Origin of the sequence: Rhizobacter sp. (assembly GCF_031412075.1) — a bacterium.
Lineage (GTDB): Bacteria > Pseudomonadota > Gammaproteobacteria > Burkholderiales > Burkholderiaceae_C > Rhizobacter.
The window spans coordinates 1-11,713 of the sequence record NZ_JANOCG010000075.1 but is presented as its reverse complement, the minus strand read 5'-3'; the positions used below and the strand labels follow the sequence as shown (position 1 = coordinate 11,713).

At 64.9% G+C, this 11,713-nt stretch carries 14 protein-coding genes; 10 read left to right on the top strand and 4 right to left on the bottom strand.

Translation table 11 applies throughout. From position 1 onward, the window contains the following. The 5 genes from RMO40_RS02880 to RMO40_RS02860 all read left to right on the top strand — a co-directional run. The coding region (locus RMO40_RS02880; protein WP_309716045.1) for a cation transporting ATPase C-terminal domain-containing protein at nt 1-723 on the top strand (723 nt) is incomplete at its 5' end. Between the two features lie 3 nt (nt 724-726). After that, nucleotides 727-1,476, top strand: coding sequence for a phosphatase PAP2 family protein (locus tag RMO40_RS02875; RefSeq protein WP_309716043.1), 750 nt, complete (start codon nt 727-729; stop codon nt 1,474-1,476). A gap of 254 nt (nt 1,477-1,730) precedes the next feature. After that, nucleotides 1,731-2,876, top strand: a complete 1,146-nt coding sequence (locus tag RMO40_RS02870; RefSeq protein ID WP_309716040.1) for a 2Fe-2S iron-sulfur cluster-binding protein — start codon at nt 1,731-1,733, stop codon at nt 2,874-2,876. A gap of 5 nt (nt 2,877-2,881) precedes the next feature. Then, the gene (locus RMO40_RS02865; RefSeq protein WP_309716036.1) at nt 2,882-3,472 is read left to right on the top strand and encodes a hypothetical protein; all 591 of its coding nucleotides are present in this window, start codon (nt 2,882-2,884) and stop codon (nt 3,470-3,472) included. Nucleotides 3,473-3,483: 11 nt separating this feature from the next. Further along, nucleotides 3,484-4,197, top strand: a complete 714-nt coding sequence (locus tag RMO40_RS02860) for a cytochrome c3 family protein (protein WP_309716033.1) — start codon at nt 3,484-3,486, stop codon at nt 4,195-4,197. 35 nt (nt 4,198-4,232) lie between these two features. Here RMO40_RS02860 and RMO40_RS02855 read toward each other — a convergent pair whose 3' ends face one another. Continuing rightward, the gene (locus tag RMO40_RS02855) at nt 4,233-5,111 is read right to left on the bottom strand and encodes an MBL fold metallo-hydrolase (protein WP_309716030.1); all 879 of its coding nucleotides are present in this window, start codon (nt 5,109-5,111) and stop codon (nt 4,233-4,235) included. 103 nt (nt 5,112-5,214) lie between these two features. On the opposite strand from RMO40_RS02855, the gene RMO40_RS02850 reads away from it, so the two are divergent. Genes RMO40_RS02850 through RMO40_RS02835 form a run of 4 tightly spaced genes read left to right on the top strand, consistent with a single transcriptional unit; the run spans nt 5,215 to nt 7,079 of the window. Beyond that, nucleotides 5,215-5,538, top strand: coding sequence for a metalloregulator ArsR/SmtB family transcription factor (locus RMO40_RS02850; RefSeq protein WP_309716028.1), 324 nt, complete (start codon nt 5,215-5,217; stop codon nt 5,536-5,538). Then, complete coding sequence (locus RMO40_RS02845; protein WP_309716025.1) at nt 5,538-5,972, top strand: YeeE/YedE thiosulfate transporter family protein; 435 nt, start codon at nt 5,538-5,540, stop codon at nt 5,970-5,972. The genes RMO40_RS02850 and RMO40_RS02845 overlap by 1 nt, the downstream gene beginning before the upstream one ends. Nucleotides 5,973-5,994: 22 nt before the next feature. Then, on the top strand, nt 5,995-6,444 hold the full coding sequence (locus RMO40_RS02840) for a DUF6691 family protein (RefSeq protein WP_309716022.1): 450 nt from the start codon (nt 5,995-5,997) through the stop codon (nt 6,442-6,444). Continuing rightward, complete coding sequence (locus tag RMO40_RS02835; protein WP_309716021.1) at nt 6,441-7,079, top strand: DUF599 family protein; 639 nt, start codon at nt 6,441-6,443, stop codon at nt 7,077-7,079. The genes RMO40_RS02840 and RMO40_RS02835 overlap by 4 nt, the downstream gene beginning before the upstream one ends. A 16-nt stretch (nt 7,080-7,095) precedes the next feature. Here the strand turns inward: RMO40_RS02835 and RMO40_RS02830 are convergent, their stop codons facing one another. From RMO40_RS02830 to RMO40_RS02820, 3 genes are read right to left on the bottom strand one after another with little or no spacing between them, the layout of a single operon-like run. After that, the gene (locus RMO40_RS02830; protein ID WP_309716019.1) at nt 7,096-8,913 is read right to left on the bottom strand and encodes an N-acetylglutaminylglutamine amidotransferase; all 1,818 of its coding nucleotides are present in this window, start codon (nt 8,911-8,913) and stop codon (nt 7,096-7,098) included. Then, complete coding sequence (locus tag RMO40_RS02825) at nt 8,889-10,646, bottom strand: hypothetical protein (RefSeq protein ID WP_309716015.1); 1,758 nt, start codon at nt 10,644-10,646, stop codon at nt 8,889-8,891. The genes RMO40_RS02830 and RMO40_RS02825 overlap by 25 nt, the downstream gene beginning before the upstream one ends. A 36-nt stretch (nt 10,647-10,682) precedes the next feature. Then, a complete protein-coding gene (locus RMO40_RS02820; protein WP_309716012.1) occupies nt 10,683-11,174 on the bottom strand; it encodes a universal stress protein in 492 nt (163 codons plus the stop codon). A gap of 224 nt (nt 11,175-11,398) precedes the next feature. Between RMO40_RS02820 and RMO40_RS02815 the strand changes: the two genes are divergently transcribed. Next, nucleotides 11,399-11,713, top strand: a 315-nt coding sequence (locus RMO40_RS02815) for a hypothetical protein (RefSeq protein ID WP_309716009.1), incomplete at its 3' end; no start/stop codon positions are given.

The following is an 11,713-nucleotide window of genomic DNA, read 5'->3' as shown; positions in this document are numbered from 1 at the left end:
TTCGCGACCATCGTCGAGGCCGTGCGCGAGGGGCGCGCCATTCTCGACAACATCCGCAAGTTCTTGCGTTACCTGCTGTCCACCAACATGGGCGAGGTGTTGACGGTCTTTCTGGGCGTGGTGGGGGCGGGCGTGATCGGCTTGAATGCCGGGGATGCCAGTGGCGCCGTGGTGCTGCCGCTGCTCGCGACGCAGCTCTTGTGGATCAACCTTGTCACCGACTCCGGGCCGGCGCTCGCGATGGGCGTCGACCCGCCCACCGATGACCTCATGGCGCGCAAGCCGCGCCATATCAGCGAGCGGGTGATCGACGCACGCATGTGGTCCAGCGTGATCCAGACGGGCCTGGTGATCGCCGTGGTCACGCTGCTGACGATGGACATGCACCTGCCCGGTGGGCTGATCGAGGGCAGCCACGACATCACGACCGCACGCACGGCCGGCTTCACCGTGCTGGTGTTCACCAGCCTCTTCGGCTGCTTCACCGCACGCTCTGACGTCACCAGCGCGTTCTCGCACCTGTTCGTGAACCCCTGGCTGTGGGGCGCCATGGCGCTCTCGGTGGTGTTGCAGATGGCGGTCGTGCACCTGGGCTTCTTGAACCTGGCATTCGGCACGGTGCCGCTGACCTTGGAGCAGTGGCTGCTGTGCGCCGCCATGGCCAGTGGGGTGCTGTGGTACAGCGAGCTGCGCAAGCTGGTGGTTCGGGCGCGGGGCCGTTGACACATGCTCATCGAACTGGTGTCGGACATCGCCAAGCTCGGTTTTTTCGTCGCGTGTGCCTACGCACTCATCAGCACCTATGCCCGGCGCAGAGGGCCGGGCTGGAACGCGCCTCTGGCGAAGCGTCGCCTGGCCGTGTTGGGGATGCTGACGCTGAGTGTGGGCGGCATCAAGGTGATCGAGGATGTGGTTGCCAAAGAGTCCGGGCCGGTTGACGAAGCCATTCTGTGGTTCATTCGCGAGCATGTGCCTTCAGCGCTGACCGGCTTCTTCACGGCGATCACGTTCAGCGGATCCGCTGCGGTTCTGGTGCCCGCAGCAGGCCTGGCCGCCACGGTGTTGCTCGTCTGCCGGCGCCGCTTCGAAGCCGTGCTGCTGGCTGCATCGTCGATCACGGCCACGCTCTTCGTCTGGGGCATGAAAGCCATCGTTGGCCGGGCCCGACCTGCCTTGTGGGAGGCGCAGTGGTACTGGGGTTCCAGCTTTCCCAGCGGGCACACCCTGAGCACCGCCGCCTTCTCGACCGCCGCCGCCTTGTGCGTGGCGCGCATCTGGCCTCGCGCCGGCACCCCCGCGATGACGCTGGCTGTGGTGTGGACAGGCCTGGTCGCGGTCTCCCGACTCGTCCTCGGTGTCCACTGGCCGTCAGATGTGCTGGCCGCCATCTGCCTGGGTGCCTTCGTTCCACTGCTGATCAGCGTGGCAAACGACCTGAGTCATCGACATCCGGGGAGCGGAGGTTTGTCCATCTGACAGCTGCTGCCGACAGCCCATCAACAGGGCACTGCGTTGATGGCGGTCAAGCGGTGTGGGCAGGTCCGGCGCCAGACTGAGCACCGTTGCATCTTCCCGGTGTGACTGTCACCCGCATTGCCTGCGACATCCCGAACAGCGTGACCGCCCTCCAGCTCCTTGTTTACATCAATGCGGCACTGCTCCTTCAGTTGGCGAGTGGGATCGCCGTTGCCGCATGGCGGCGACGCAGTGCCCAAACGGCAGTACCTGGATTGACTGTCGCTGAAGCCTCATCGGTTGCGCCCGGTGCCTGGCCCAGCTGGCGCGACTTTCGTGTCATCCGCCGCTCGTTCGAAGACGCAGCCAAGACCCAGTGCTCGTTTCATCTGGAGCCCGTCGATGGCGTGGCATTGGCGCCCTTCAAGCCGGGCCAATACCTCACCTTCTCGCTCCGGGTGGCCAACAGCGTGTCGGAAGCGCCTGACACCGAGCGCACGATCACGCGCTGTTACTCGCTTTCAGACTGCCCACGTCCGACGAACTACCGCGTCACCATCAAGCGTGTGCCGCCACCAGCCGGGCGGCCTGAATTGCCGCCGGGGGTGTCATCCAGTCACTTTCATGAGCGCGTTCGAGAAGGCGACATCCTCAAGGTGAAGGCACCGACCGGTCACTTTTTCATCGATCCCGATCCTGCTGTGCCTGCGGTGCTGATCGCCGGCGGCATCGGCGTCACGCCGATGATGAGCATGCTGCTGTGGTGTCTTGCAGAGCAGCCGCAGCGCACCGTTCACCTGTACTACGGCCTGCGGCACAGCGGCGAGCACGCCTTCAAACAGGTGCTCGAGCAGTGGGTCGAATCGCATCCGAATTTCCACCTGAACGTGGTCTACAGCAGTGCGGGCCCCGGCGACGTTCGAGGCCGCGACTACCAGCACGCCGGCCACGTGAACGTCGACCTGTTGCGCAGCAGCTTGCCGCACGGTCGTCACCGCTTCTATGTGTGTGGCCCGCCGCCGATGATGGCGAGCCTGGTCCCGGCGTTGGGTGCCTGGGGTGTTCGCGCCGAGGACATCCATTTCGAGGCCTTCGGGCCGGCATCGATGCCGCTCGACGCGTCAGCACTCGTGCAAGGCGCCGATGTGCGCACGGGTGTCATCGCACCGATCGAGGTGCGTTTTATCGGAGCAGAACGCACCCTGGTGTGGGACGGGCACGACGCCAGCCTGCTCGATTTTGCGGAGCGCCACGGCGTGGAGGTCGATTCAGGTTGCCGCTCGGGGAGCTGCGGAAGTTGCGAGACCAAGCTCGTCAGCGGAACCGTTCGCTACGCCCACAGGCCCGACCATGACATCCGGCCGGGGCATTGCCTGTTGTGTGTCGGCACGCCGGAATCGGCCCTGGTGCTCGAGGCCTGACCCCCATGAAAGCCAAACTGATCAGCCGCGAGGTTTTGCCTTTCTATCTGGCCTTGCTGGCGCTGGGAGCCTGCGCATTGCTGCTCGACGCGCTGCTGCACACGTTCGACGCGGTGTGGATCGGCCGCTACCTGGGCATTCCTGGCACGTTGCTCATCGTCGGCTCGTTCGGCTATTCGCTGCGCAAGCGCAAGCTGATCAGCGCTGGCAAGCCGGTCACTCTGCTGCGCTGGCATGAGCGCATGGCCTGGGCCGGCTCGCTGCTGGTGCTGGTGCATGCCGGCATCCACTTCAACGCGATTCTGGGCTGGCTGGCGGTCTGGGCCATGTTGATCAACGTGGGCAGCGGGCTGACCGGCAAGTTCCTGTTGCAGCGTTCGCGCAAGCGACTGGACGCGGCGCGATCCCGATTGCAAGTTCAAGTGAAAACGCAGGGGAACGGCAGCAACGATGTGGAAGATCAGCTGTACTGGGACAGTCTCACCTTCGATACCGTCAAACAATGGCGGTCGGTGCACTACCCGATCACGCTGGCGTTTGTGGTGCTGGCCGTGGCGCACATCATCAGCATCTTCCTGTTCTGGGGCTGGAAGTGATACGCCGCTGGGTGCTGGGCCTCATCGCGGTCAACCTGCTGGCGTTGGTGGCGCTGGTGTTCGCGTACCCGCACCTGATGGTCAGCCCGGGTGCGCTGGTGCCAGCACATGCCGAGATCGAAACGGATTGTTTCGCCTGCCACGCACCCTTGCGCGGCGCAGTGACTGAACGCTGTGTGGCGTGCCACGCCTTGCCCGACATCGGGTTGCGTACGAGCAAGGGCGCAGTGCTTTCCAAGCCAACGGTCAAGACATCGTTTCACCAGGAACTGATCGAGCAAAACTGCATGGCTTGCCACAGCGACCACACCGGACCGAAATTGACGCAGCACAGCCGGAAACCCTTTTCGCACGCACTGTTGCGCCCGGCCATACGTGAGCGTTGCGCGTCTTGCCACAGCGCGCCGAAGAACAGTCTGCACAGCAACTTGACGGTGGGTTGCAGCCAGTGCCACAGCTCCGAAGCCTGGAAGCCGGCCACCTTCGATCATGCCAAGCTGTTCGTGCTCGACCGAGATCACAAGGTGTCATGCGTGACCTGTCACACCGGCAATGACTTCAGCCGATACACCTGCTACGGCTGTCACGACCACACGCCGGCCAATGTGCGACGAGAGCATCTGGAGGAGGGCATCCGGGACTTCGAAAACTGCGCTGAGTGCCACCGCAGCGCCAGCGAGGAACCAGAACGCAAGCGCGATGGCGATGGGCGCAAGCGTGACTGAGCCTGGCGCACTTGGCGTGGCAGGTGTTCAGGCGCTCAAGGCCCAATCGGCAAGGTGTTCAGCGGACTGCGCAAGTACGACACACCGTTCTCGTCGGGCGGCGGCAGTTGCCCGGCGCGCACGTTGACCTGGATCGACGGCAGGATCAGCGTCGGCACCTCCAGCGTTGCATCGCGGGCCTGCCGCATGGCCACGAACTCGTCTTCGCCGATGCCATCGCGCACGTGGATGTTGTGCGCCCGTTGTTCGGCAACCGTGGTCTGCCAGCGAGCCTCTCGTGGGGCCGGCGGGTAGTCGTGGCAGACGTACATCGTCGTTTCGGGTGGCAGGGCCAGCAGCCTGCGCATGGAGGTGTACAGCTGGTGCGCGTCGCCGCCAGGAAAGTCGGCGCGGGCGCTGCCGACGTCGGGCATGAAGAGGGTGTCGCCGACGAAAACCGAACCGTCGATGAGGTAGGCCATGTCGGCCGGTGTGTGGCCGGGCACCCACATCGCCGTGGCCTCGATCTCGCCGATGCGGAACGTCTCGCCGTCTTTGAACAGGTGGTCAAACTGGCTGCCATCCGGCAAAAAGCTGCGCTCCAGGTTGTAGAGCTTCTTGAAGGTGGCCTGCACCGCGCGGATGTTCTCGCCGATGGCGATGCGGCCACCGATGCGCTGTTGCAGGTAACGCGCGCCGGACAGGTGGTCGGCATGGGCATGGGTTTCGAGGATCCAGTCGACCTGAAGCGCGTGTTCGGCGACGTAGGCCAGCACCTGGTCAGCCGAGGCGCTGCTGGTGTGGCCCGATTTGAAGTCGTAGTCGAGCACCGGGTCGATGACCGCGGCACGCAGCGTGGCGGGGTTCCACACGACATAGGTCACCGTCCAGGTCTTCGGGTCGAAGAAGGCTTGGGTCGTGGTTCGAGTGTTCATGGGGGGCTCCAAAGTTCGACTTTCGATCTATTGACTAATAGTATATGTGAATGCATAATGAATGCAACCCGATCAAGCTGCAGAACGCTGCGCGAACCGTCTCATGAAACGCTCTCCAACTGTCATCGACCCCGAAGCCCTGCGCCACGCCGCAGACGACGCGGTAGGCGCCCTCAAGCTGCTGGCCAACGTCGAGCGCATGTTGTTGCTGTGCCAGCTTTCGCAAGGCGAGATGTGCGTCAGCGAACTCGAAGAGCAGCTGGACATCCGTCAGCCGACGCTGTCGCAGCAGCTCGGCGTGCTGCGCACCGAGGGGGTGGTCAGCACGCGCCGCCAAGGCAAGAACATCTTCTACAGCGTCGCCGATCCACGGCTGCTTGAGATCGTGGCCGTGCTCCACCGTCTTTATTGCATGAGGGAAAAATGATGTCCATCGCATGGAATGAATTCACCCCCTGGTCCGCCTTGGCGGGCGGGGTGCTCATCGGCCTGGCCGCGGCAATGTTCGTGCTGCTGAACGGCCGCATTGCCGGCATCAGTGGCGTCATCGGCGGGCTGTTCAAGCCGGTCAAGGGCGACGTGGCCTGGCGAGCCGTGTTCGTGCTGGGCCTCGTCGGCGCGCCGTGGGTCTACGCGTTGTTTGCGGCGCTGCCCCAGCCCCGCATCGATGCGTCATTCGGTGCCTTGGTGGTCGCTGGCCTGCTGGTGGGGGTGGGCACCCGTTACGGCTCGGGCTGCACCAGTGGGCACGGCGTTTGCGGGCTGGCCCGCTTGTCGCCGCGTTCGCTGGTGGCCACGGTCTCCTTCATGGCGGCGGGCTTCGCGACCGTGTTCGTCGCCCGCCATGTGTTTGGCGTCTGAGAAAACAATCAGGAGCATGGCCATGACCGTCTTCGCATCACTGCTCGCCGGCCTCGTCTTCGGGCTCGGCCTCATCGTGTCTGGCATGGCCGACCCGGCCAAGGTGCTCGGCTTCCTGGATCTGGGCGGCGCCTGGGATCCCTCGCTCGCCTTCGTGATGGCGGGTGCGATTGCCGTGGGTGCACTCGCGTTTGCAGTGGCCAAGAAACGAACCGTGTCCTTCCTGGGTGCGGCGATGAAGCTGCCCAGCTCGCGCGACATCGACCGCCGCCTGGTGATCGGAAGCGTCTTGTTCGGTATCGGCTGGGGTGTCGCTGGCTTCTGCCCTGGCCCCGGTCTGGTGGCTCTGGGCATGGGTGAGGTCAAGGCGCTGGTCTTCGTGGGGGCGATGTTGGTGGGCATGGGCGCCTTCGAGCTGCTTGAGCGTCGCAAGCACGCTGCCGGCCTGCACCCACGTGAGACCACGCGATGACCGGCACCCTGGCCTGGCTGGCCACGCTGGCGACCATCGCGGTGCTGATTGCCTATGAGGTCGTGCTCACGGTGGCACAGCGGCGGCACCCCGAGCGCTTGGCACGCAGCGCGCACGCGGCGCTGCGGGAGGAATGGTTCACCGCCGTGTCGCAGCACACAGGCTCGGAGATTCTTGCAGTGCAGACGCTGCGCAACTCGCTGATGTCGGCAACCCTGACGGCGTCGACGGCGATGCTGGGGCTGATTGGCACTGTCACGCTCGCCGCGCCCTCGCTGCACGCGAGTTTCGGCTCGTCGGTGATGCTGCCAAGCGCCACCCCCCGGCTGCTGCTCGAACTGCTGTTGCTGGCATTGCTCTTCGCCTCGTTGGTGTGCTCGGCAATGGCTGTTCGCTACTACAACCACCTCGGTTTCATCATCGGCATGCCGGTGGAATCCGATGCGCGCAAGCGCTGGGCTCCGGTTGGCACAGCCTACGTGCGGCGGGCCGGCGTGTTGTACAGCTGGGGCCTGCGTCATCTCATCCTGGTAGCGCCCATCCTCGCTTGCCTGTTGCACCCCTTGGCGGGGCCGATCGCAGGCGTGCTGGTGGCGGTCGTGCTGGTCGGCTTCGACCGTGTCGGTGCCAGTTGAAGGTGGGGTAGACCGATCAGGTGTTCAGCGCCCCCGCTCCGCCTGCCACGCCGTCCACATGCACCTGCAGCCACCATTCGAGCACCGCCAGATGCCACAGCTTGCTGCCCTGGATGCGTGTGAAGTGCTTCTCCGGGTCGGCCAGCAGCTTTTCCACATACGCGCGCTGGTACAGCCCGCGCCGGATGCACGCGTCTGACTGGAGGATGCCGCGCATCAGCTCCAGGAACGGGCCGCGCACGTGTTTCAGCGCGGGCACCGGGAAGTAGCCTTTCGGCCGGTCGATCACCGCATCGGGGATCACGCCGCGCGAGATTGCCTTGAGCGGGTACTTGCCGCCTTGCTTGAGCTTGAGGCTGGGCGGCATGCGGGCCGCGAGCTCCACCAGTTCATGGTCCAGGAAGGGCACACGCACTTCGAGGCCCCAGGCCATGGGCATGTTGTCCACGCGCTTGACGGGGTCGTCGACGATCAAGGCAGTGGCGTCGAGGCGCCAGACCTCGTCGAGAAAGGTGTCGGCTTGCGGCTTGGCCAACTCGCGCGCAACCCACTCGGTGGTCACGTCTGGCACGTGCCAGGCCGGCGCGATCATTTCCAGATACTCCGCGTGGTCGCGGTCGAAATAGTGCCGGCCGAAGCGCTCGACCGCCGGGCCGGTTTCAGCGTCCATCAGCGGGTACCAGAAGTAGCCGCCGAACACCTCGTCGGCGCCTTGCCCGGCCAGCACCACTTTCACCTCTTTCGACACCCGCTCGCTGAGCAGGTAGAACGCGATCACGTCGTGGCTCATCGTTGGCTCGGTCATCGCCTCCACGGCTTCGGGCAACCGCGACAGCACCTCGCTGTTGGGGATCAGGTGCTTGTGGTGGCGCGTCTTGAACCGCTCTGCGATCAGGTCGGAGTAGTCGAATTCGTCGGCCTTCTCGGCGCCCACGCTGATGCCTTCGATGCCTTCAAACCCAATCGAGAACGTCAGCAAGTCATCCACATGGTCGGCCAGCAGGCCGACGAGCAGGCTCGAATCCAGGCCGCCGGACAGCAGGATCCCCACCGGCACGTCGGCCGCAAGGCGGTGCCGGTCGAGCGCACGCACCAGCACCGCACGCGTCGCGGCCAACCACTCGGCCTCCGACAAGGTTTGCTCAGGCCGCGTGGCGTTCAAGGTCCAGTACACAGCCTGGGTGATTCGCCCATCCATGTGGACCGTCATTGTGCTGGCAGGGGGCAGCTTGCGCACGCCGCTGAGCACGGTGCGCGGCGCCGGCACCACGGTGTGCAGCATGAAGTGGTGGTGCAAGGCGACCGGGTCGAGGCGCGTGTCGACACCACCACCTGCCAGCAGGGCCGGCAAGCTCGACGCGAAGCGCAGCCGCCCGCTGTCTTGCGTCAGGTACAGCGGCTTGATGCCGAAGCGATCGCGCGCCAGGAACAGGCTCGCGCGCCGGGTGTCCCAGATGGCAAACGCAAACATGCCGTAGAAGCGTTGCACGCACTGCTCGCCCCAGGCGTGGTACGCCTTGAGGATGACTTCGCTGTCGCCCTCGGAGAAGAAGGTGTAGCCCATCGAGATCAACTCGGCACGCAGCTCGCGGTAGTTGTAGATCGTGCCGTTGAACACCAGGGCCAGTTGCAACGCGGTGTCCACCATCGGCTGATCGCCGTTGGGCGACAGGTCGATGATGGCCAGGCGCCGGTGCCCCAGCGCAACCGGGCCGTCAGAGTACGTTCCCGCATGGTCGGGCCCGCGTCGCGCCAGCTTCCCGGACATGCGTTCGATCACCGCCACGTCGGGCGACGTGGCGTCGAACCTCAGTTCGCCGCAGATGCCGCACATGCAGGGTGTCCGGGTAGTGAAGCCTGGGTTGCCAGCGCCCCTCCAAACAACAACTCCCGCATGCGCTCTCGCTCCGCGAGGGTGGGCCAGTTGGCATCTTCGGGCGCTTTCGCTGCGCCAGCATGGGGAAGGGCGCTAGGACTCACAGGCGCTGCTGACAATCGGGTTCTGTCCACCCGCCCTTGCATGTCGAAGTGAACGACGCTGTAGGTCTCGTTGACCACCGTGTCGGGCTCACCATTCTTCAAGCGCACGTACCAGTCGGCCACGCGCAAGGTCTGACCGGCCAGCGCCTCGGCCGATGCCTCGCCGCCCGCCACCGCGACATACAACGCATGGGGAAGCGCATGAACATCGCCGCCGTCGTCGAGCAAGAACACATAGGAGGCATGCGCCGCGCCTTCGGCGGCGCTGGCACCGACGCAAGCCTGCAAGCAGTTGCCCGACGCATCGGCCGAGCTGTACACCGGCGCGAAACCGCCACCCGGGGTGCGGAAGTTGGTGGTCTGCCCTTGGTACAAGCGCGCGGCCACCCACTGCACCGCACCGTTGTAGGTGTACGCACGCAGGTCGAATTTCATGGGCTTGACGGCCTGGCCCGCGCTCCGGTCGTCGACCATTCTTTCCCCCGGCGCGACCAGGGCCTGCGCCACATAGTCACCTTCGAGAATGTCTTGCCATACCCGCCTCGTCAGCTTGTCACCGCGGTAGGCCGCGCGGCTGCCAAAGCAGGCCACCGGCTTGAAAAACAGGCTTCGACGCGCGTCCCACAGGCGCTGTGCGTGGGCGGAGTCAACCACCTCCGTGCGAGGCACGTGCTCAAGCAGAATTTGTTGCGTGGCCGGGGGCACGCCCAAGGCTTGCAAGCGAGCGGCATCGCTGAAGAGCGCCAGGTGGCGCTTGTTCGCATAGAGCGCGTGCGCCTGCGGGTGCGGGGTCAGCACGACCGCTTGCTGCAAATACGCTTCGCGCAGCGCGGCGCTGCCGGGCTGCTCGAGGTAGAAGTCGGTCAGCCGGTTGTAGACCAGATCGATAACCAGTTCACCGTGCCACAGCACACCGTCACGCCATTCCAGCGCGGCCGGATCGGCAATGACCGCACGCAATCCGTGCCGCTCGAACAACTGCTGGAACAACAGGAATTCGGGATAGAGGAACTGCCCCTCAGGTGTGGTGTCGACGATGGCGATGCTCGCCAGCGGCCTGGTGCGCTTGCCCGGCAGGGCGGCCAGCTTCCATTCGTGGAGGAACATGTTGACGATGCTCTCCTCGAAGGCCGCCACGCTCGCCAGCCTGGGCAACATCGCATCCACCACCGCGCAGCAGGCCCGCTGCGCCCGTGCGAGTGCCACGTTGAGCATCGCCCCCCCGGCGTTGGTGTTGACCTCAATCAACCCCAGATGACCTTGGCTGACGTGAAAGTCATAGCCAAAAAAAGCGCCCAGGGGACCGCGCGTTCCCAGCCGGGCGATGGCGGGCGCGGCGGCCAGCACCTGCTCGCGGTAGGCCGGCATGGCCACCACCGATTCGATCGCCTGCATCACCTGCGCCATGCGCTGCAACTGCAGCGGCGCCACGAACACGGGTTGCGCCGCAAAGAGAAACGGGCAACGCTGCCGAACCATCTCGGCCAGGCCGGGCTGGCCAAGCTCTGAATCGAGCGCGCGGGCCAGGGCCTGCGCGTCGAGGCTGATGCAGAAACATGCGTGGTTGAGGGTTTCGATAGTGCTCATGGGCACTTCTTTGGAGGATGACTCAGCGTTCTGCATCTATCGCGTCCTCGTTTCGGCGAGCGCAGGTGCCAGCTGCATTGCCTCGCCCGACCGCACCAGCAGCACGGGCGTGGTCGCATGACGAACGATCTGTTCGGCATCGCTCCCCATGAAGACGCGCCCGACGCCCCGCCGTCCATGCGTGCCGATCACGATCAGGTCGGCGGGCCAGTTCGTCGCCTCAGTCACCACCAGGTCACAAACGCGCCCGTCAGAGCTGTCGAACAAGACGGTGTCGACGGGCACTCCAGTCGCTTCAACACGAATCTTGCACGTCTGGAGGGTCCTCGCGCCGCCCTCTCGCAGCAGCGGTATCAGGTCGACCGTCATGGCGCCAAACCCTTCCATGCCGCCCGCGTAGAAAAGCTGGTCAATCACGTGAATCAAGCGAATGCGAGCACCGGTCAACTTTGCCAGCTTCACCGCCTCTTCGAGCCCACGGTCGGAGGTGGGACTGCCGTCAACAGGAACGAGGATGTGGGTGTACATGGCGATGCCCTGGCTGGGTGGACTGTTGGCAGAGCCTGCTGGCTTGTCGCGTTGCAAGGGTTGACCCAGATCAACGCGCGGCGTTCGTCTGCCAGCGCACAGACAGTTGCCCCTTTCGAGGCCAGTCTGATTTCGCCACGGTGTGCCCGGGGTCAGATTTGATGTGGATCAAGGGGGCACTGTGGTGGCCTCGTAGTATGAGATTCAGGTTCCCCGAACTCAACATGCCATTCTTTTCCAGCCCCCTCGCCAAGCGCAGTACCGCATTTGTGGTGTTGCTGGTGTGGATGTTCGCGTTGGGCTCAGGCGTGGCGAATGCTTGCCTCTTGGAAGCGCCCTCATCGCACTCTTCGGCGACCAGTGCTTCAGGCGAGCACAGTCATGCGCCTGACGCGCTGGCTGCGCATTCGCACGATGCGGCCGGGCATGGCGACGACCCAGGCAGTTCGAAAGAGTCGTGCCTGAAAGCTTGTGACGACGGCTCCCACACCTTGCTCAAGGCGTACTCCGCTTTGGACCATGCCTATACGGGCCCAGCG